Source organism: Pseudomonas gingeri (genome assembly GCF_013385425.1).
GTDB classification, from domain to species: domain Bacteria; phylum Pseudomonadota; class Gammaproteobacteria; order Pseudomonadales; family Pseudomonadaceae; genus Aquipseudomonas; species Aquipseudomonas gingeri_D.
Genome location: NZ_JACAQA010000018.1, coordinates 282,270 through 302,124, shown reverse-complemented (window position 1 = coordinate 302,124; position 19,855 = coordinate 282,270). Strand labels below are relative to the sequence as shown.

General features: G+C 62.0%; 16 protein-coding genes. 11 read left to right on the top strand and 5 right to left on the bottom strand.

The window, feature by feature from the left end; translation table 11 throughout:
* Positions 1-45 precede the first annotated feature (45 nt).
* Positions 46-1,974 (bottom strand): transglycosylase SLT domain-containing protein, encoded by a 1,929-nt coding sequence (locus HX830_RS21630; protein WP_177102513.1) that lies wholly within the window; start codon positions 1,972-1,974, stop codon positions 46-48.
* Positions 1,975-2,188: 214 nt separating this feature from the next.
* Between HX830_RS21630 and HX830_RS21625 the strand changes: the two genes are divergently transcribed.
* Positions 2,189-4,105 carry an ATP-binding cassette domain-containing protein gene (locus HX830_RS21625; protein WP_177102505.1) on the top strand — a complete coding sequence of 639 codons (1,917 nt, stop codon included), beginning with the start codon at positions 2,189-2,191 and terminating at the stop codon, positions 4,103-4,105.
* A gap of 100 nt (positions 4,106-4,205) precedes the next feature.
* Here the strand turns inward: HX830_RS21625 and HX830_RS21620 are convergent, their stop codons facing one another.
* Positions 4,206-4,649, bottom strand: coding sequence for a universal stress protein (locus HX830_RS21620; protein ID WP_103496722.1), 444 nt, complete (start codon positions 4,647-4,649; stop codon positions 4,206-4,208).
* Positions 4,650-4,752: 103 nt separating this feature from the next.
* Between HX830_RS21620 and HX830_RS21615 the strand changes: the two genes are divergently transcribed.
* The 7 genes from HX830_RS21615 to HX830_RS21585 all read left to right on the top strand — a co-directional run bounded on the left by HX830_RS21615 (position 4,753) and on the right by HX830_RS21585 (position 13,039).
* Positions 4,753-5,190 carry a hypothetical protein gene (locus tag HX830_RS21615; protein ID WP_177102495.1) on the top strand — a complete coding sequence of 146 codons (438 nt, stop codon included), beginning with the start codon at positions 4,753-4,755 and terminating at the stop codon, positions 5,188-5,190.
* Positions 5,191-5,543: 353 nt separating this feature from the next.
* The gene (gene fadB / locus HX830_RS21610; protein ID WP_103496725.1) at positions 5,544-7,691 is read left to right on the top strand and encodes a fatty acid oxidation complex subunit alpha FadB; all 2,148 of its coding nucleotides are present in this window, start codon (positions 5,544-5,546) and stop codon (positions 7,689-7,691) included.
* A 29-nt stretch (positions 7,692-7,720) separates the two neighbouring features.
* The gene (gene fadA / locus HX830_RS21605; RefSeq protein ID WP_103496726.1) at positions 7,721-8,896 is read left to right on the top strand and encodes an acetyl-CoA C-acyltransferase FadA; all 1,176 of its coding nucleotides are present in this window, start codon (positions 7,721-7,723) and stop codon (positions 8,894-8,896) included.
* Between the two features lie 85 nt (positions 8,897-8,981).
* Positions 8,982-9,218: a DUF1653 domain-containing protein gene (locus HX830_RS21600; RefSeq protein ID WP_100939173.1), complete on the top strand. Its 237-nt coding sequence runs from the start codon at positions 8,982-8,984 to the stop codon at positions 9,216-9,218.
* A 114-nt stretch (positions 9,219-9,332) separates the two neighbouring features.
* The gene (gene topA, locus HX830_RS21595; protein ID WP_177102493.1) at positions 9,333-11,948 is read left to right on the top strand and encodes a type I DNA topoisomerase; all 2,616 of its coding nucleotides are present in this window, start codon (positions 9,333-9,335) and stop codon (positions 11,946-11,948) included.
* Between the two features lie 156 nt (positions 11,949-12,104).
* Positions 12,105-12,626 carry a DUF6586 family protein gene (locus tag HX830_RS21590; RefSeq protein WP_103496728.1) on the top strand — a complete coding sequence of 174 codons (522 nt, stop codon included), beginning with the start codon at positions 12,105-12,107 and terminating at the stop codon, positions 12,624-12,626.
* Positions 12,627-12,802: 176 nt separating this feature from the next.
* Positions 12,803-13,039 carry a hypothetical protein gene (locus tag HX830_RS21585; protein ID WP_100939176.1) on the top strand — a complete coding sequence of 79 codons (237 nt, stop codon included), beginning with the start codon at positions 12,803-12,805 and terminating at the stop codon, positions 13,037-13,039.
* Between the two features lie 107 nt (positions 13,040-13,146).
* Here the strand turns inward: HX830_RS21585 and sulA are convergent, their stop codons facing one another.
* Together sulA and lexA are read right to left on the bottom strand one after the other, a co-directional pair.
* Positions 13,147-13,620, bottom strand: a complete 474-nt coding sequence (gene sulA, locus HX830_RS21580; protein ID WP_177102491.1) for an SOS-induced cell division inhibitor SulA — start codon at positions 13,618-13,620, stop codon at positions 13,147-13,149.
* Between the two features lie 10 nt (positions 13,621-13,630).
* Positions 13,631-14,239 (bottom strand): transcriptional repressor LexA, encoded by a 609-nt coding sequence (lexA, locus tag HX830_RS21575; RefSeq protein ID WP_103496730.1) that lies wholly within the window; start codon positions 14,237-14,239, stop codon positions 13,631-13,633.
* Between the two features lie 239 nt (positions 14,240-14,478).
* On the opposite strand from lexA, the gene HX830_RS21570 reads away from it, so the two are divergent.
* From HX830_RS21570 to HX830_RS21560, 3 genes are all read left to right on the top strand, one after another.
* On the top strand, positions 14,479-15,195 hold the full coding sequence (locus HX830_RS21570; RefSeq protein WP_103496731.1) for a TetR/AcrR family transcriptional regulator: 717 nt from the start codon (positions 14,479-14,481) through the stop codon (positions 15,193-15,195).
* 205 nt (positions 15,196-15,400) lie between these two features.
* Entirely contained in the window at positions 15,401-16,399 is a 999-nt protein-coding gene (nagZ, locus tag HX830_RS21565) for a beta-N-acetylhexosaminidase (protein WP_177102616.1), read from the top strand.
* A 10-nt stretch (positions 16,400-16,409) separates the two neighbouring features.
* Positions 16,410-17,153 carry an S-methyl-5'-thioinosine phosphorylase gene (locus HX830_RS21560; RefSeq protein ID WP_177102489.1) on the top strand — a complete coding sequence of 248 codons (744 nt, stop codon included), beginning with the start codon at positions 16,410-16,412 and terminating at the stop codon, positions 17,151-17,153.
* Here the strand turns inward: HX830_RS21560 and HX830_RS21555 are convergent.
* A complete protein-coding gene (locus tag HX830_RS21555) occupies positions 17,150-19,843 on the bottom strand; it encodes a DEAD/DEAH box helicase (RefSeq protein WP_177102614.1) in 2,694 nt (897 codons plus the stop codon). The genes HX830_RS21560 and HX830_RS21555 overlap by 4 nt on opposite strands.
* Between the last annotated feature and the right edge of the window lie 12 nt (positions 19,844-19,855).

Genomic DNA, 19,855 nt, shown 5'->3' with positions numbered 1-19,855 from the left:
CGCGGTCACTGTAGGAGCCGACAAGCCGGCTCCTACAAAACCAGATTATTGGTCGTCGAAATAGCGCTCGTTCCAATCCACCAACGGCTGTGGTGCGTTGAGCTTCTGACCGTAGATCACCGAGTATGACAACACGTTCTGCACGTATTGGCGGGTTTCGTCGAACGGAATGCTTTCCACCCACACGTCGAAGCCCAGGTGGTTGGCGCCCTTGAGCCACTGCCTGACGCGGCCGGGGCCGGCGTTGTAGGCGGCGGTCGCGAGCACGCGGTTACCGTTGAACTGGCCGTGCACCTGGCTCAGGTAGGCCGCCCCCAGTTGGACGTTCTTGTCCGGGTCCAGTACCTGCTGCGGCGAGGCCAGTGGAATGCTGAACTTGCGCGCGGTTTCCTTGGCGGTCCCCGGCATCAGTTGCATCAAGCCGCTGGCCCCCACGCCTGAGCGGGCATCATCCATAAAGGCGCTTTCCTGGCGGGTAATGGCAAACACCCAGCTCGAGTGCAGCCCGCGAATCTTGGCTTCACGCACCAGGGTGTCGCGATGGGCCATGGGGAAGCGGATATCCAGGTCATCCCAGTATTGCGCCTGGCTGATGGTGCGGATGGCTGGGAAATACCATTTCAGGTCATAGGCCAGCTTGGCCTGGGCGACCATTTCATCACGGCTGAACAGACGGCTGGCGTGATACCACTCGCGGCGCCCGTCGACCACCTGGCCGCGGTCATGCAGTTCCAGCGCGCGGAGTATGCCCGGGGTATTGCGGACCTTGTTCATCACCTGTGCGCTGAGCACCAGGGGGCGGTTGGTCAGTTGGTAAGGCGTCTGCGAGCGGTCCGCGGCCAGGAAACCATAGAAGTCGCGTTCGCGGGCGACGTTCTTCAGCAATACCAGGGCTTGCGGATTTTCCGGTTCCGCCAGCTCCAGGCTGCGGGCTTGCCAGTAGCGCCAGCGATTGGTGGTCGCCAGGTCCTGTGGCAGTCGGCGTGTCAGTTGGTAGGCGTCTTCCCAGCGGCCCAGGCGCAGCAGCAGGCGCAGGCGCCATTCGGTCACGGTGTTGTCGCGCAACTCCGGGTCGTACTGGGTCATGATCTCCAGTGCGCGGCTGTCGTAGCGGCGGGCCAGGGTCAGGCCGATTTCGCGGGCGATCGCAACCTTTTCGTCACGGGAGAAGTGCATGCTCGCGGCATAGCTGTCGAGCAGGGGCATGGCCTTGTCCGGGTCCTGGCGAGCCAGGCGACGCAGGCCGAGGCCGACGACATCGGACATGGCCTCATCCGCCGGAAGGAAGCGCGAGGATTGGCTCAACAGTTCCGGCTTCTGCGCCACGTCGATCAGCAGGCGTCCCTGGGGCGCAAGGGTGGTCAGTCCGCTGGCCAGGCTGCTGGCCAGGCCATAGTTGCGTGCATCGGCTGCCAGTTTCAGGCGCTGCCAGCGTTTCTGTTCGGTCAATTGGCCATCGGCGGCCCAACTGCTGAACAGGGCGTCGCAGGCACTCGGTTGGGTCTTGCCGGTCATCCAGAGCTTTTCCGCCGTGGCATAGCCCTCGGCGCGCAGGTTATGGCTGAGCTGATACTGGCCGTAGAGGCAGTCCAGTTCGGTGAAATTCAGTTTGGGGTCGTAGTACTTGACGAAGGGCTGCCAGTCGCCGCGTTCGGCCAGCCAGCGCAACCAGCGCAGCTTCATCCAGTTGGCCTGGGGCAGGTCGCCATGGGCGGCGAGGAATTGCTCGATCTCGGCATTGCTCGCGGTTTTCAGGCGCGCGGTCAACTCGTCGTAGGCCAGGTAGGGCTCCAGCGGATAGCTCTGGAGGGCATCCTGGTAACGGAAATAAGGGCCCGAGTCGCCGTTGGCGAGGGCGCGCTTGGCTTCATCGTAAAACTGGCGTTGCTGGGAGAGCTCTAGCGCCTGGGCGGCTTGGACGGCGCAGGTAGAAAGAAGCAGACACGATAAAAAATTGAACAGACGGCTGCGCATGGGAGTTCCGAGAAAATAAAACCTGACAAGCCGTGGAAAATTCCGCGGCTGATTACTAATAGCTTAGCTGTTTGCCATCCGTGGGAGAACGTTTTACCGGTTGTCGTACGTAACTTGATACCAATTGTCATCTTGAACCGAGGTGCCGATAAAATTGCCGGCCGCCTCCAGGCTCAAGTCAGGTAGAATGCGCGCCCGGTTTTTGGAGAAGCTCATGACCCTGCTCAAATTCAGCGATGTGTCCCTTGCCTTCGGCGCCATGCCGTTGTTGGACAAGGTGTCGTGGCAGATCGCCCGTGGTGAGCGGGTGTGCATCATCGGCCGCAACGGCACAGGCAAGTCCAGTATGTTGAAGCTGGTCAAGGGCGTGCAAAAGCCCGATGACGGCTCCGTCTGGCGTGCGCCCGGCCTCAAGATCGGCGAGTTGCCGCAAGAGTTGCCGCTGGCCGACGATCGCACCGTGTTCGATGTGGTTGCCGAGGGCCTGGACGGGGTCGGCGCGTTGCTCGCCGAGTACCACCACCTGAGCCAGAACATCGTCACCGATGCCGACCTGGACAAGCTCATGCATGTCCAGCACGACCTCGAAGCCCGCGATGGCTGGCGCTTGCAGACCCTGGTCGACAGCACCCTGAGTCGCCTGCAACTGCCGGCCGACAAGACCCTCGCCGAGTTGTCCGGCGGCTGGCGTCGGCGCGTCCTGCTGGCCCAGGCACTGGTCTCGGAACCGGACCTGCTGCTGCTCGACGAACCGACCAACCACCTGGACATCGGTGCGATCGCCTGGCTGGAAGAAGCCTTGAAGGATTTCCAGGGCGCGGTGCTGTTCATCACCCACGACCGTTCTTTCCTGCAGAACCTGGCCACCCGCATCCTCGAACTGGATCGCGGCGGCCTGATCGACTGGAACGGCGACTACGCCAGCTTCCTGGTGCACAAGGAAGCCACGCTGGCGGCCGAGGAAACCGCCAATGCGCTGTTCGACAAGCGCCTGGCCCAGGAAGAAGTCTGGATCCGCCAGGGCATCAAGGCCCGCCGCACCCGTAACGAAGGCCGTGTGCGCGCCTTGAAAGCCCTGCGTGTGGAGCGTAGCGAGCGTCGCGAGCGCACCGGCAAGGCGAACATCCTGCTCGATACCGCCGACAAGTCCGGCAAGCAGGTGATGGTGCTGGAAAACGTCAGCTTCGCGCACCCGGGTGGCCCGTTCCTGATCAAGGATTTCTCCATGGTCCTGCAACGTGGCGACCGGATCGGCCTGCTCGGAGCCAACGGCACCGGCAAGACCACTCTGCTCAAGCTGATGCTCAATGGCCTGCAGCCGACCAGCGGCACGGTGGAAGAGGGGACGCGCATCGACGTGGCCTACTTCGACCAGTTGCGCCATCAACTGGACCTGGAAAAGACCGTGATCGACAACGTCGCCGAAGGTCGCGACTTTATCGACATCGATGGCCAGAGCCGTCACGTGCTGAGCTACCTGGGCGACTTCCTGTTCAGCCCGCAGCGTGCGCGTACGCCGGTCAAGGCCTTGTCCGGTGGTGAGCGCGCGCGCCTGCTGCTGGCCAAGTTGTTCAGCAAACCGTCCAACCTGCTGGTACTCGACGAACCGACCAACGACCTCGATGTGGAAACCCTCGAGTTGCTGGAAGAAGTGTTGTTGACGTTCAGCGGTACCGTGCTGATGGTCAGCCACGACCGGGCTTTCCTCGACAACGTGGTCACCAGCACCCTGGTTTTCGAAGGCGAGGGCAAGGTGCGCGAGTACGTCGGTGGTTACCAGGACTGGCTGCGCCAGGGCGGTTCGCCGCGTTTGCTCGGTGTGACCGAGAACAAATCCGGCAAGGCCGAGCTCAACTCCGCGGTAGTGGCGGCTGCGCCGGCACCTGCGGCAGCGGTCGAACAGCCGGTGGCGAAGAAAAAGCTCAGCTACAAATTGCAGCGCGAGCTGGAAGCGTTGCCGGGTGAAATCGAAGCCAAGGAACAACAGATTGCCGCTGTTGAAGCCGAAATGGCCGAGTCGAGGTTCTATCAGCGTCCGGCGGCGGAGACCGCCGCGGTCATCGCCGGGCTGGAAAAACTCCAGGTCGAGCTGGAAGTGATGGTGGAACGTTGGGCCGAGCTGGACGCCTGATGATCGGCCAGTGACAAAAAAAAGCCCGGCCCCATTTGCGTGGGGGCCGGGCTTTTTATTGGTGTTGCCGATATTTTATGACTTGCGCGAACCTGTAGGATCAGGTCGGGCGTTTGACCAGGTGCACCGCCAGCACATCGCAGGGCGCACCGTGCAGGACGTCATTGGCGGTGGAGCCCAGCAGCAGCGCCAGGCCGTGGCGGCCATGGCTGCCGACCACGATCAGGTCGCAATGCTGTTCCTTGGCCAGATGGTGGATTTCCTGGCGCGGCTGGCCGTAGGTCAGGTGGCAGTTGTCCCGCGAGACCTCCGGGTATTTGACGATCAGCCGATCGAGGCGCTCCTTGGCCTGGTCGAATTGCTGTTGCTGCAACTGCGAAAGGTCCATCGGCACGTCACCGCCGAACGCCATGGCCATGGGCTCGACGATATGCACCAGGGACAGCTTGGCTCCGCTGCTGACCGACAGTTCGCGTGCGCGCTTGATGACCGGGTCGCATTCTTCTGTCAGGTCGACAGCTACCAGAATGTGTTCGTAGCTCATGAAAGGCACTCCTGAGGATCGCATTAGCTTTAAGTATGGCTGGTTTCAAGCGGATTGGTTCGGCGGCGAACCCATCGCTCATCAAGAATCGAGAGAGTTAGATATGACGGTATGGATAGTGGTGTCAATCCTCGCGCTGGTATTGAGTCCCCTGGCCTGGTTGCGTCCATCGCGCCTTCAGAGCGGGATGATGGCCGTGCGCATGGAAGCGCGGCGCATCGGCCTGGGCATGCAACTGGCGCCCCAGGAGTGGCCGCACTGGCTGCCTCACGAGCCGCCGAGCCCCTGTGCGCAATACCATCGGCCGCGCCTGCGCGCCGACAGCCCGTGCTGGTGCTATTGGCAGACCGCCCCGGGAGTCTGGGCCAACCAATGGCGGGAAATCTTGACCGATGACAAGCTGCTGGCGCATTTGCGCACGTTGCCAGACAACGCCTACAAGATCGAGGCGGACAAGCAGATGATCGCCGTGTATTGGGGCGAGCGCGGCGATGCCCAGGCCTTGCCGGCCATCGCGGCGGTGCTCAAGGCCCTGGCTTGACGCAAGGCGGGATCGGCCGCTCGCCGCTACACTATTGATTCGCTGAATGGGCGGCCATAAAGCCAGGTGCCCAGGGGGCTTTCACGCCCGGAATATGACCGGGAAGTCGTTTTTTTCGCAATGTTTTCGGCAATTGACAATTGCCGCGAATTCCGTGAAGGTGTCCACACCCAAATCAAACGGGCGTATGAATTGAGCGTTTGTCTGATCAGACGGCTCCAAACAGAATCCCGACTATCGCGTTGGCGGGTGTGCCTGGCGGCTTGGCGTAGCATCGACGGTAACGTCAGTGCCGTACCATCCGCTCGCGTCCGACGTGTACTGTTCAGCTTCCATATCGTGGAGATCAGTTGATGATTTACGAAGGTAAAGCCATCACGGTTAAGGCTCTTGAAAGTGGCATCGTCGAACTGAAGTTCGACCTCAAGGGTGAGTCCGTCAACAAGTTCAACCGTCTAACCCTAGGCGAATTGCGCCAGGCCGTGGACACCCTCAAGGCTGATGCGTCCGTCAAGGGCGTGATCGTCAGCAGCGGCAAGGACGTCTTTATCGTCGGCGCCGACATCACCGAATTTGTCGACAACTTCAAGTTGCCGGATGCCGAGTTGGTCGCTGCCAACCTCGAAGCCAACAAGATTTTCAGCGATTTCGAAGACCTGGCCGTGCCGACTGTCGCCGCGATCAATGGCATCGCCCTGGGCGGCGGTCTGGAAATGTGCCTGGCCGCGGACTTCCGCGTCATGTCCAGCAGCGCCAAGATCGGCCTGCCGGAAGTCAAGCTGGGCATCTACCCGGGCTTTGGCGGTACCGTCCGTCTGCCGCGCCTGATCGGTGCGGACAACGCCATCGAGTGGATTGCCGCCGGTAAGGAAAACCGTGCCGAAGACGCCCTGAAAGTCGGCGCCGTCGATGCCGTGGTTGCTCCGGAAAAACTCCAGGAAGCCGCTCTGGAACTGCTCAAGCGCGCCATCTCCGGCGAGCTCGACCACAAGGCCAAGCGCCAGCCGAAGCTGGACAAGCTCAAGCTCAACGCCATCGAACAGATGATGGCCTTCGAAACCGCCAAGGGTTTTGTTGCTGGTCAAGCCGGTCCGAACTACCCGGCTCCGGTCGAAGCGATCAAGACCATCCAGAAAGCCGCCAACTTCGGGCGCGACAAGGCCCTGGAAATCGAAGCCGCCGGCTTCGTGAAACTGGCCAAGACCTCGGCTGCGCAAAGCCTGATCGGTCTGTTCCTGAACGACCAGGAACTGAAGAAAAAGGCCAAGGCCTACGACGAAATCGCCAGGGACGTGAAACAGGCCGCCGTATTGGGCGCCGGTATCATGGGTGGCGGTATCGCTTATCAGTCGGCCTCCAAAGGCACGCCGATCCTGATGAAGGACATCAACGAGCACGGCATCGAGCAGGGTCTGGCGGAAGCCGCGAAACTGCTGGTCGGTCGCGTTGATAAAGGTCGCATGACCGCGGCGAAGATGGCTGAAGTGCTCAACGGCATTCGTCCTACGCTGTCCTACGGTGATTTCGGTCACGTCGATCTGGTGGTTGAAGCGGTCGTCGAGAACCCTAAAGTCAAGCAAGCGGTACTGGCGGAAGTGGAAGCCCAGGTCAAGGAAGATGCGATCCTCGCCTCCAACACCTCGACCATTTCCATCAGCCTGCTGGCCAAGGCCCTCAAGCGTCCGGAAAACTTCGTCGGCATGCACTTCTTCAACCCGGTACACATGATGCCGCTGGTGGAAGTGATCCGTGGCGAGAAGTCCAGCGAAGAAGCGGTCGCCACCACCGTGGCCTACGCCAAGAAAATGGGCAAGAACCCGATCGTGGTCAACGACTGCCCGGGCTTCCTGGTCAACCGTATCCTGTTCCCGTACTTCGGCGGTTTCGCCAAGCTGGTCAGCGCCGGTGTGGACTTTGTCCGTATCGACAAGATCATGGAGAAGTTCGGCTGGCCGATGGGCCCGGCCTACCTGATGGACGTGGTCGGCATCGACACCGGCCACCACGGTCGTGACGTGATGGCTGAAGGTTTCCCGGACCGTATGAAGGACGATCGCCGTTCGGCGGTGGATGCCCTCTACGAAGCCAATCGCCTGGGTCAGAAAAACGGCAAGGGTTTCTACGCCTACGAGACCGACAAGCGCGGCAAGCAGAAGAAAGTCGCCGATTCGTCGGTGCTGGAAGTGCTCAAGCCGATCATCTACGAGCAGCGTGAAGTGACCGACGAGGACATCATCAACTGGATGATGGTCCCGCTGTGCCTGGAAACCGTGCGTTGCCTGGAAGACGGTATTGTCGAAACCGCCGCCGAAGCCGACATGGGTCTGGTCTACGGTATTGGTTTCCCTCCCTTCCGTGGCGGTGCGTTGCGCTACATCGATTCCATCGGTGTCGCCGAATTCGTGGCCCTGGCCGATCAGTACGCCGACCTGGGCGCGCTGTACCACCCGACCGCGAAGCTGCGTGAAATGGCCAAGACTGGCCAGCGGTTCTTCGGTTAAGCGCCCACACTAGAGCGAGAGTGAACGATATGAGCTTGAATCCTAGAGACGTCGTGATTGTCGACTTCGGTCGTACTCCGATGGGCCGCTCCAAGGGCGGCATGCACCGCAACACCCGCGCCGAGGACATGTCGGCGCACCTGATCAGCAAACTGCTGGAACGCAACGTCAAGGTCGACCCGAACGAAGTCGAGGACGTGATCTGGGGCTGTGTGAACCAGACCCTGGAGCAGGGCTGGAACATCGCCCGCATGGCGTCGCTGATGACCCAGATCCCGCACACCGCGGCCGGCCAGACCGTCAGCCGCCTGTGTGGCTCGTCCATGAGCGCGCTGCACACCGCCGCCCAGGCGATCATGACCGGCAACGGTGACGTCTTCGTCGTCGGCGGCGTCGAGCATATGGGCCATGTCGGCATGATGCACGGTGTCGATCCGAACCCGCACATGTCGCTGTACGCGGCGAAAGCCTCGGGCATGATGGGCCTGACCGCGGAAATGCTCGGCAAGATGCACGGCATCACCCGCGAGCAGCAGGACGCCTTTGGCGTGCGCTCCCACCAGTTGGCCCACAAGGCTACCGTGGAAGGCAAGTTCAAGGACGAGATCATCCCGATGCAGGGTTATGACGAGAACGGCTTCCTGAAGGTGTTCGACTACGACGAAACCATTCGTCCGGAAACCACCCTGGAAAGCCTGGCGGCCTTGAAGCCGGCGTTCAACCCCAAGGGCGGCACCGTGACGGCGGGGACTTCTTCGCAGATCACCGACGGCGCCTCGTGCATGATCGTGATGTCGGCCCAGCGTGCCCAGGACCTGGGGATCCAGCCTTTGGCGGTGATCCGTTCCATGGCCGTGGCGGGTGTGGATCCGGCGATCATGGGCTATGGTCCGGTACCGGCGACCCAGAAAGCGCTCAAGCGTGCGGGCCTGGCGATCTCCGACATCGACTTCTTCGAACTCAACGAAGCCTTCGCCGCACAGGCCCTGCCGGTGCTCAAGGATTTGAAAGTGCTCGACAAGATGAACGAGAAGGTTAACCTGCACGGCGGCGCGATTGCCTTGGGCCACCCATTCGGTTGTTCCGGTGCGCGGATTTCCGGCACCTTGCTCAACGTGATGAAGCAGAATGGCGGTACCCTTGGGGTAGCCACCATGTGCATTGGCCTCGGCCAGGGCATCAGCACCGTCTTCGAACGCGTCTAAGCGTCTCGTCGAAGGAAGCCGGGGCCTGGTGCCCCGGCTTTTGTTTTTCCGAATTTTTTTATTTTTATTTGTAAGGAGCCGATACATGAAATTGGAACCCGGGCTCTATCAGCATTACAAGGGGCCGCAGTACCGTGTTTTCAACGTTGCGCGGCACTCCGAGACCGACGAGGAACTGGTGTTCTACCAAGCCCTGTATGGCGATTACGGCTTTTGGGTACGTCCCTTGAGCATGTTCCTGGAGTCGGTCGAGGTTGACGGCGAACAGGTCCCGCGCTTTGCTTTGGTGCAAGCTGAACCGAGCCTTTTTTCAAGGCCTTGAGGAGAGGTCGCGCAGAACCCTGCGCTTGACCTCACCTTGTAGCCACTATATATAGCGGTGCCGCGTCAGGCGCAGGCCGCCTCTCACTTCTAGCATTCAGGAATTTTCTGATCCATGGGCAAATCGCTGGTCATTGTGGAATCCCCGGCTAAGGCCAAGACCATCAACAAGTACTTGGGTACCCAGTACGTGGTGAAGTCGAGTATCGGCCATATCCGAGACCTGCCCACCAGCGGTTCGGCGAGTGCCACCAAAGAGCCCGCTGCCAAGCGCGGCAAGGCGGCGGTTGGCGAAGCCCCCGTGCTGACGGCGAAGGAGAAGGCGCGCAAGCAGCTGGTCTCGCGCATGGGCGTCGACCCGGATCACGGCTGGAAAGCTCGCTACGAGATCCTTCCCGGCAAGGAGAAGGTGATCGAGGAGCTGCGCCGCCTGGCCAAGGATGCCGACACCATCTATCTCGCAACCGACTTGGACCGCGAAGGGGAAGCCATTGCCTGGCACCTGCGCGAAGCCATCGGTGGTGATGACAGCCGCTACAAGCGCGTGGTGTTCAACGAGATCACCAAGAAAGCCATCCAGGAAGCCTTCTCGGCGCCCGGCGAGCTGGATATCGATCGCGTCAATGCCCAGCAGGCCCGCCGTTTCCTCGACCGGGTCGTGGGTTACATGGTCTCGCCGTTGCTCTGGTCGAAGATCGCCCGTGGCCTCTCCGCCGGTCGCGTACAGTCGGTGGCGGTGAAGCTGGTGGTCGAGCGTGAACGCGAGATCCGTGCGTTCAACCCCGAAGAGTACTGGGAAGTCCACGCCGACCTCGGCACCGCCAAGGGCGCCAAGGTGCGCTTCGAAGTGGCGCGGGAGAAGGGCGAGGCGTTCAAGCCGCTGAATGAAGCCCAGGCCATGGCGGCCCTGGAGAAGCTCAAGGCGTCGGCCTACACCATCGCCAAGCGCGAGGACAAACCGACCAGCAGCAAGCCGTCGGCCCCCTTCATTACTTCCACCCTGCAGCAGGCCGCGAGCAACCGCCTGGGCTTCGGCGTGAAGAAAACCATGATGATGGCCCAGCGCTTGTACGAAGCGGGCTACATCACCTATATGCGTACCGACTCCACCAACCTCTCGGCTGATGCCGTGGCGATGGCGCGTACCTATATCGAAGGCGAGTTCGGCGCGAAGTACCTGCCGGAAAACGCCAACGTCTACAGCAGCAAGGCCGGCGCCCAGGAAGCTCACGAAGCCATCCGTCCTTCGGATGTGAATACCGACCCGAGCAAGCTGTCGGGCATGGAGCGTGATGCCGAGCGCCTCTACGAGCTGATCTGGCGCCAATTCGTGGCCTGCCAGATGCTGCCGGCGCAATACCTGTCGACCACCGTCAGCGTCGCCGCCGGTGACTTCGAGCTGCGTGCCAAGGGCCGTATCCTCAAGTTCGACGGTTACACCCGTGTCTTGCCGCAGATGAGCAAGCCGGGCGACGACGATGTGCTGCCGGACATGGCCCAGGGTGAGGTGATGAAGCTGATCCAGCTCGATCCGACCCAGCACTTCACCAAGCCGCCGGCCCGTTACTCCGAAGCCAGCCTGGTCAAGGAAATGGAAAAGCGCGGTATCGGTCGTCCTTCGACCTACGCGGCGATCATCTCGACCATCCAGGATCGTGGTTATGTGGCGCTGCACAACCGTCGCTTCTACTCCGAGAAGATGGGCGACATCGTCACCGAGCGCCTTTCGGAAAGCTTCTCCGACCTGATGGACTACGGTTTTACCGCCAGCATGGAAGAGCATCTCGACGACGTGGCCCAGGGCGAGCGTGACTGGAAGAACGTGCTCGACGAGTTCTACGGCGACTTCAAGAAAAAGCTCGAAGTGGCTGAAAGCCCTGACAGCGGCATGCGCGCCAACCAGCCGGTGATGACTGACATCCCGTGCCTGACCTGTGGCCGGCCGATGCAGATTCGCACCGCCTCCACCGGCGTGTTTCTCGGCTGCTCGGGTTACAGCCTGCCGCCCAAGGAACGCTGCAAGGCCACCGTCAACCTGGTGCCGGGGGATGAAATCGCCGCCGACGACGAGGGTGAATCGGAATCCCTGGTGCTGCGCGGCAAGCATCGCTGCCCGATCTGCAGCACGGCGATGGACGCCTACCTGCTGGACGAGAAGCGCAAGCTGCACATCTGCGGTAACAACCCGGATTGCGACGGCTACGAGATCGAAGAAGGCAGCTACCGCATCAAGGGCTACGAAGGCCCGAGCCTGGAATGCGACAAGTGCGGTAGCGAGATGCAACTCAAGACTGGCCGTTTCGGCAAATTCTTCGGGTGCACCAACGCGACCTGCAAGAACACCCGCAAGCTGCTCAAGAGCGGTGACGCGGCGCCGCCGAAGATGGACCCGGTGAAGATGCCGGAACTCAAGTGCGATAAGGTCAACGACACCTATATCCTGCGTGACGGTGCTTCCGGCCTGTTCCTGGCCGCCAGCCAGTTCCCGAAAAACCGTGAAACCCGCGCGCCGCTGGTGATCGAGATCCTTCCCCACAAGGACGAGATCGATCCCAAGTACCACTTCCTGTGTGATGCTCCGCAGAAGGACCCGGACGGTCGTCCATCGGTCATTCGCTACAGTCGCAAGACCAAGGAGCAGTACGTGCAGACCGAAGTGGAAGGCAAGCCGACCGGCTGGAAGGCGTTCTACGACGGCGGCAAATGGACGGTGGAAGACAAGCGCTCGTAAGCTGAGCACCTGATCCGCTGATCGGGTGTGAGCACCGGGGCCGCGTGAAAACTTGGGTTTTCACGCGGCCTTTGTCTTTTTTGGCTTGCGGCGAACTTGGTCGATCCCTGAAACTGACTGACCTGCCTGTGGCCTTTTTCCCTGGAGCGCGCCGTCATGGCCAACGAACTCTATACCCGTACCAACCAGAAGATTTTTTACGCCGGCCTCGCCCTGGAAGCCCTGGGCAAGGCCGAGACGAGCGGGGCGATGAATGCCCTGGCGCTGATCCAGGCCGAGCGCGAAGCCGCGGTGTTTCATCTATACGGTGCGCTGCTCGGGCTCTGCCATGAGATTGCCGGCTTCTACCGCCTGCCCCAGGCCGCCGCGCCGCGGGCCGAGTTGCTGCTGACCCGCGAAGTGCTGGAGGCGATCGCCATTCCGGAAATGGCCGAGCTGGTGGAGTTGGCCCATGGCCCGCAGACCTGGCTGGCCCGCTTGATCAGTGCTCATGCTGCACTGTATCTGCCGCCCCAGGCCCCCAGGAAGGTCAAGGGCGACGTGTTGCAGCCGTTGATCGTGGCGGTGAGCCTGGATGAGGACGAGGCGCCCGAGCTGGGGCGTGAGGAGTTGGAGAGCTGGCGGCAGAACCTGAAGGCGCTGGCGATCCGTTTTCGCGATGGGCTCAACGAGTGCTGAGTGATTGAACGGGCATATGGATGAACAGAGGGCGATTATTTTGTCGCCTTTTTCTTTGAAAAAAGTAGTCTCCATCTGTCAGATGTTCATCAAGTGGTAAAGAAAGCGCTTCAGTTCTCCTGCGAGGTGCCGTTGATGACTGATACAATAATGGCCTTTCGTGGAGAACTGACACTATGCCTACGTCCTTTCTAGAAATTGTCGAGCTGCCGGACGGCCGCATCGAGCTGCGCCGGGCCGAGGACGAAGGTTCTCTGGTGACCCTTAACTTTTCCGAAGATGCCAAGGCGTTCCTGCAGGGCCAGCACGTCGAGGTGGCCAAGGCCATGTTGAGCGTCGGCGTGCAGATGGCTGGGCGTTTGGCCGAAGGTGAAATCGAGAAAGACGACGGCGGGCCACGGGTTCTTCATTGAAACCGAGGCTCGTTCGACGCTGGATGACGTTTCAGGTCGGTTTCTCTGTCTTGGAGAAGCCCTGGGCGATCAGCATGCCGCACCGGCCCTGACGGCCGTTCAAACCGTCAGCCCAAACGAATATTCAGACTTTGCGCATCGCCTTGGCGAGCCGCGTTGATCAGCTGTTGGCGCGCACTGGCATTCAGCGGGTTCAGCCAGCTGACCACGGTGTGGCTACGGCCCAGGCGCAAGGCTTCACAGGTCAATTGCTGGGCGTTTTGAGCGCTGCTGGGTTGCAGGAGCAGAATCCGCTCCCGGTTGAGCCCTGCATCCCGCAGCCAGGCCTGGGTCAGGCTGGCTGGCGGGGCGATCAGGGTCAGCCAGCGGGCCTCCTGATCCTGGCTCAACTCCCGCAGGATCGGTGCCAGCAGGCTCAGGCAACTCCCGGCAGCGCCCCGCAACGACAGTTCACTGAACACTTCTGGCTCAGTGCTCCAGGGGGCTTCGACCACCTCCTTGAGCAGGGGCGCGAGGGGTTGCGCCATGAACGCTTCGAACAGGGAAAGTTGTGCATGTTGTGGGGTTTGCTGGAATTGCATGACGCCTCCTTCAGCGGCGAATAACGCCGACACTCAAACCTTCTATGACGAAGTCCTGGTCTTTCAGGTTGACTTCGATGGGGGCGAACTCGGGGTTTTCCGCCAGCAGCCAGACCTTGCTGCCTTCGCGCTTGAAGCGCTTGACGGTGACGTCGTCGCCGATCCGCGCCACCACGATCTGGCCGTTGCGGGCTTCGCGGCAGGTGTGCACGGCCAGCAGGTCACCGTCGAAAATGCCGACGTCCTTCATGCTCATGCCGTGGACGCGCAACAGATAGTCGGCCCGGGGATGGAAGAAGGTCGGGTTGATGTTGCAGGATTCCTCGACGTGCTGCTGGGCGAGAATCGGCGCACCGGCGGCCACGCGGCCGATGATCGGCAGGGTGGATTCATCGCTCTTGGCTTCGAAACCGGGGATACGAATGCCGCGGGATGCGCCCGGGGTCATTTCGATCGCACCCTTGCGGGCCAGGGCCTTGAGGTGCTCTTCGGCCGCGTTCGGTGACTTGAACCCCAGCTCCAGGGCGATTTCCGCGCGGGTCGGCGGATAACCATTGTCATCCAGGCATCGTTTGATAAAGGCCAGAATCTCGGCTTGGCGTGGCGTCAGTTTTATCATGTTGAGCGCTCTGTCTTTTTATACAGTGACTGGGATTATATACAGTGCAAGGCGCTTGGCAATCCTCCTTTTTCTCGTGTCCGCCGGACGGTCTCCGGGCTATGGCCGCCGAGGATGGCTACAGGCCAGGATTTGTATGATTTAATGCTCGACCGGTGGGCCACGAACGGACCGCCAGACTTGACATTCCCAGGGCTGAAACGTATGTTTCAAACAAGTGTTTGTCAGGCGGAGTAACCATGGCCCAGTCGGAAACCGTTGAACGCATTCTCGATGCTGCCGAGCAATTGTTCGCGGAAAAAGGTTTCGCCGAGACCTCATTGCGGTTGATCACCAGTAAGGCGGGGGTCAATCTCGCGGCGGTGAACTACCACTTCGGCTCGAAGAAGGCCCTGATCCAGGCGGTGTTCTCGCGTTTCCTCGGCCCGTTCTGCATCAGCCTCGACCGTGAGCTGGAGCGACGCCAGGCCAAACCCGAGGTCAAGCCCGGGCTGGAAGAGCTGCTGGAAATCCTCGTCGAGCAGGCGCTGGTGGTACAACCGCGTAGTGGTAACGATCTGTCGATCTTCATGCGTTTGCTGGGCCTGGCCTTCAGCCAGAGCCAGGGCCACCTGCGGCGTTATCTGGAAGACATGTACGGCAAGGTGTTCCGACGCTATATGCTGTTGGTCAACGATGCCGCGCCACGGATTCCACCGATCGAGCTGTTCTGGCGCGTGCACTTCATGCTCGGCGCGGCGGCGTTCAGCATGTCGGGTATCAAGGCCTTGCGGGCGATTGCCGAGACCGACTTCGGGGTCAATACTTCCATCGAGCAGGTCATGCGCCTGATGGTGCCGTTCCTCGCGGCCGGCATGCGTGCCGACAGTGGTGTCACCGATGCCTCCATGGCGGCGGCGCAATTGCGCCCGCGCAGCAAGTCGACACCGGCACCGGCTGCGGCTGCCAAGGTTTGATAAGGTACGGGTGGGCGCGCCGGCTTTGATCCGCTAAGCTGCCGCCCATGCCTGATTTCTTTTTGTTCCAAGCCTCCCTTGCCCGTTCCTGCTTGCCTGGCGCTGTCCATGGCAAGGTGTTGCCGTGCCTGTCTGTCGCCGCCTGGCGTGCAGGTCCGCGAGGGCAATGGGCACTTTTGTCCAAGGATTCCCTATGAGTACTGCCCTGCAAGGCTCCCTGATGGTGGACGTCGCCGGTACCTGGTTGACGGCTGAAGATCGCCAGTTGTTGCGCCAGCCGCAAGTCGGCGGGTTGATTATCTTTGCGCGCAATATCGAGCACCCGCGCCAGGTTCGCGAACTGAGCGCGGCGATTCGCGCCGTGCGCCCGGACCTGCTGCTGGCGGTCGACCAGGAAGGCGGACGGGTGCAGCGCTTGCGCCAGGGCTTCGTACGCTTGCCGGCGATGCGCGCGCTTGCCGACAATCCGAACGCCGAATACCTGGCCGAGCAGTGCGGCTGGCTGATGGCGACCGAGGTGCTGGCCGTGGGCCTGGACCTCAGCTTTGCGCCGGTCCTGGACCTCGACTACCAGCGCAGCGCGGTGGTCGGCAGCCGCGCCTTCGAGGGTGATCCCGAGCGTGCGGCGTTGCTCGCCGGAGCCTTTATCCGCGGTATGAACAGCGCCGGCATGGCCGCCACCGGCAAGCACTTCCCCGGCCATGGCTGGGCCGAAGCCGACTCCCATGTGGCGATTCCCACCGATGAGCGGAGCCTGGATGAGATCCGCGCCAATGACCTGCTGCCTTTCGCCCGCTTGAGCAAACAGCTTGCGGCGGTGATGCCGGCCCATGTCATCTATCCACAGGTCGATGCGCAACCCGCCGGTTTCTCGCGCCGTTGGCTGCAGGAGATCCTGCGTGGCGAATTGCAATTTGACGGGGTTATCTTCAGTGATGACCTGTCGATGGCCGGTGCCCATGTGGTTGGCGACGCCGCGAGCCGGATCGAAGCGGCGTTGTCCGCCGGCTGTGACATGGGCCTGGTGTGCAACGACCGAGCGGCCGCCGAGTTGGCCTTGAGTGCCGCCCAGCGCCTGAAGGTCCAGCCGTCGCCGCGCATTGCGCGGATGCGCGGCCAGGGGTTCGCCCGCACCGATTATCGCCAGGATCCACGCTGGTTGTCGGCGTTGATGGCGCTTAAAGATGCTCAACTGATTGACTGAGGAATCCCGCATGACGGTTTACGCGATTATCGGCGGCACGGGCCTGACCCAGCTCGAAGGCTTGAGCATTCGTCAGTCGTTGACGCTGGATACGCCCTACGGCGCCCCTTCGGCGGATATCCAGATCGGTGAATACGCCGGGCGTGAGGTGCTGTTCCTGGCGCGTCATGGGCACCCGCACCGTTTTCCGCCGCATCAGGTGAACTACCGGGCCAACCTCTGGGCGCTGAAACAGGCGGGAGCCGAGGCGATCCTGGCGGTCAACGCCGTGGGCGGGATTCATGCGGCAATGGGTACCGGGCATTTCTGTGTGCCGCATCAGTTGATCGACTACACCAGCGGTCGCCAGCACACCTATTTTGCCGATGATCTGGAGCAGGTGACCCATATCGATTTCAGCTATCCCTACAGCGAAGGCCTGCGGGCACAGCTGATTGCGGCGCTGGCGGCCGAGGGGTGCGCCTATAGTAGTCATGGCGTCTATGCCTGCACCCAGGGGCCGCGCCTGGAGACAGTGGCCGAGATCGCCCGGCTGGAACGCGACGGCTGCGATATCGTCGGCATGACCGGCATGCCGGAAGCCGCACTGGCCCGCGAGCTGGAACTGGACTATGCCTGCCTGGCATTGGTGGTGAACCCGGCGGCGGGCAAGTCGACGGCGGTGATCACCATGGCCGAGATCGAGCAAGCCTTGCATGACGGCATGGGCCAGGTGAAGTCGACCCTGGCGCGGGTGCTCGCGGCGGGCCGTTAACGACCGGCTTTCTTGTCCGGCAGCGGCGCGAACAGGGCTTCGATATCGTCGTTCTGCAACTGCCAGTCGCCGGCCTGACGGCCGTCGAGCACACCGGCGGCCAGGTCCGATTTTTCCCGTTGCAGGTGCTGGATCTTTTCCTCCACCGTACCGCGGGCAATCATCTTGTAGACGAACACCGGCTTCTCCTGGCCAATCCGATAGGCGCGGTCGGTGGCCTGGTGTTCGGCGGCCGGGTTCCACCACGGATCGTAGTGGATCACCGTGTCGGCTTCGGTGAGGTTCAGCCCCACGCCGCCGGCCTTGAGGCTGATCAGGAAAATCTGCAACTTGCCGCTCTGGAAGTCCTTGACCGGCGTGCGCCGGTCACGGGTCTGCCCGGTCAGCAGCGCATAGGCCACCCCGCGTTTACGCAACTCCACCTCGATCAGTGACAGCATCGAGGTGAACTGCGAGAACAACAGGATCCGCCGCCCTTCATCGAACAACTCTTCGAGCATCTCCATCAGGCTGTCGAGCTTGCCGGAGGCGCTGCCGCGCGCGGGCAGGGGCGCGTCGTTGACCAGGCGCAGGTCGCAGCAGACCTGGCGCAGCTTGAGCAGCGCCTCGAGGATGATGATCTGGCTGCGGGCCACGCCCTTGCGGGTGATCTCGGCGCGGACCTTCTTGTCCATGGCCAGGCGCATGGTCTCGTAGACATCGCGCTGGGCCTCGTTGAGTTCGACCCAGTGGATGATCTCGGTCTTGGGGGGCAGTTCGGTGGCCACCTGTTCCTTGGTGCGGCGCAGCAGGAAGGGCTTGATCCGGCCGTTGAGGTGTTGCAGGCGGACTTCACTGGCGTGTTTTTCGATCGGAGTTCGATAGTCGCGATTGAAGCTTTTCACGTCCCCCAGCCAGCCCGGCAACAAAAAGTGAAACAACGACCAGAGCTCGCCCAGGTGGTTTTCCAGCGGCGTTCCGCTCAGGCACAGGCGTTGCCGCGCATCCAGTTCGCGGGCGGCCTGGGCGGCCTTGCTGCCGGGGTTCTTGATGTACTGCGCCTCGTCGAGTACCAGCACGTGCAGCGGCTGGGCCTTGAGCAGCTCGATATCCTTGGGCAGCAGGGCATAGGTGGTGAGCAGCAGGTCGTAATCCTGCAATTGCTCGAAATGCTTCTTGCGTCCGGCACCGTACAGCGCCAGCACCTTGAGCTGCGGGGTGAAATGCGCCGCCTCGTCCAGCCAGTTGGGAATCAGGCTGGTGGGCATCACCACCATGCAGGGACGGTCCAGGCGCCCGGCCTGCTTTTCGCTGAGAATGTGGGCCAGGGTCTGCAAGGTTTTTCCCAGGCCCATGTCATCGGCCAGAATGCCGCCGACTTCCAGTTGCCGTAGCGACTGCATCCAGCTCAGGCCTTCGTGCTGGTAAGGGCGCAGCGTCGCGTTGAGGCCTTCGGGGATCGCCGCGCTGTAGTCGCGGATATCCCGCAACCGCTGGGCGAAGCCACGAATCTGTTCGCCGCCTTCCCAGAGCAGCGACAGCTCGTCCAGCGGGTTGAGCCGGGTCGCATCGGCATGGCTCAGGCGCAGGCGGGTGGTACCGGGCTCCTGCAGGTAGAACTCGCCCAGGGTGTTCAGCACCGGCCGCAGGCGCCCATAGGGCAAGGCGACTTGCAGCGGCCCGTGGTTGCCGGCGGGGGAGGCCGGGATATTCACCAGGATCAGTTCGTCGTCGCGGCGCCGGGCCAGGCGCTCGGGATTGAGCAGTTCGGTATGCGAGCGCACCAGGTTCAGCAGGATCGGCAGCAGGCTCAGGCGCTCGCCATTGACGATGATCCCCAGCTCCAGGTCGAACCAGTCGCGTTCGGGGGCTTCGTCGACCGTGGCGTACCAGTCCTCCACGGGGCTGAGGTCGAAACCGAAGTCCTCCTCGATCTGCAATTCCCAGCCCTGGGCGCGCAGGCCCGGCAGTTCGTTGAGGGTGAAATTCAGCCAGGCGCTGTCATTGACCATTTCGAACAGCTCGCCGGCACTTTCCGGCAATGCCTTGCTCTGGCGCGTGGCGATCTTGAACCCCAGCAGGCGCAATTGCTCGCGACAGGCCTTTTCCGCTTCAAGCTGACGCTTGATACGCAGGCTCTGGTGTTCCTGGCGCAGGATGATATCGGCGTTTTTCTGCCCGCTGACGTACTCGCCCAGGTAGTCGAAGGAGAGGGCCGCACGGTGCTGGATATAGCGCTGCATCCGCCCGTTGCGCGGCTCGAAGGCACTGAACTCGATGCTCGCCAGCCACAGGCGTGGCACCGGGATCAGGTCGTCGATCTGCTGTTGTGGCAAGGGTGACGGCGTGCGCGCATCCAGTACCGCCTGGAGTTTTTCCAGCAATTGGGCGTCTTTTTCCGCCGCCGGGTAGGCCAGGGTTTCCTGGACCTGCAGCAACACCGCGGCGGTGTGCTTGCAGCAGCTGCGCACCGGGCAGGTACAGGTGGCGTCGACCACCAGCAGCGTGCCTTTGGCGGACTCACGCAGGTGAATGGTCTGGCGATAGGTATTGCCGCCCGAGCCTTCGCAACTGGCGGTAATGGTGCTGTCGCCGGCCTGGACGATCCTCACGCGGTTTTCCAGGGCGTAGCGCCGGCCCCGTTCGAGGCTCTGTTCCTTGAAGCGACTGACCCAGGACGCGGCGAGCGGTTTGGTCAGGGCGGGCGTCAGGGACGAGGGCAT

Bases quoted from the DNA above. Each gene is read 5' to 3' on its own strand.
- HX830_RS21630 (WP_177102513.1), bottom strand. From the start codon at position 1,974: ATGCGCAGCCGTCTGTTCAATTTTTTATCGTGTCTGCTTCTTTCTACC.
- HX830_RS21625 (WP_177102505.1), top strand. From the start codon at position 2,189: ATGACCCTGCTCAAATTCAGCGATGTGTCCCTTGCCTTCGGCGCCATG.
- HX830_RS21620 (WP_103496722.1), bottom strand. From the start codon at position 4,649: ATGAGCTACGAACACATTCTGGTAGCTGTCGACCTGACAGAAGAATGC.
- HX830_RS21615 (WP_177102495.1), top strand. From the start codon at position 4,753: ATGACGGTATGGATAGTGGTGTCAATCCTCGCGCTGGTATTGAGTCCC.
- fadB (WP_103496725.1), top strand. From the start codon at position 5,544: ATGATTTACGAAGGTAAAGCCATCACGGTTAAGGCTCTTGAAAGTGGC.
- fadA (WP_103496726.1), top strand. From the start codon at position 7,721: ATGAGCTTGAATCCTAGAGACGTCGTGATTGTCGACTTCGGTCGTACT.
- HX830_RS21600 (WP_100939173.1), top strand. From the start codon at position 8,982: ATGAAATTGGAACCCGGGCTCTATCAGCATTACAAGGGGCCGCAGTAC.
- topA (WP_177102493.1), top strand. From the start codon at position 9,333: ATGGGCAAATCGCTGGTCATTGTGGAATCCCCGGCTAAGGCCAAGACC.
- HX830_RS21590 (WP_103496728.1), top strand. From the start codon at position 12,105: ATGGCCAACGAACTCTATACCCGTACCAACCAGAAGATTTTTTACGCC.
- HX830_RS21585 (WP_100939176.1), top strand. From the start codon at position 12,803: ATGCCTACGTCCTTTCTAGAAATTGTCGAGCTGCCGGACGGCCGCATC.
- sulA (WP_177102491.1), bottom strand. From the start codon at position 13,620: ATGCAATTCCAGCAAACCCCACAACATGCACAACTTTCCCTGTTCGAA.
- lexA (WP_103496730.1), bottom strand. From the start codon at position 14,239: ATGATAAAACTGACGCCACGCCAAGCCGAGATTCTGGCCTTTATCAAA.
- HX830_RS21570 (WP_103496731.1), top strand. From the start codon at position 14,479: ATGGCCCAGTCGGAAACCGTTGAACGCATTCTCGATGCTGCCGAGCAA.
- HX830_RS21560 (WP_177102489.1), top strand. From the start codon at position 16,410: ATGACGGTTTACGCGATTATCGGCGGCACGGGCCTGACCCAGCTCGAA.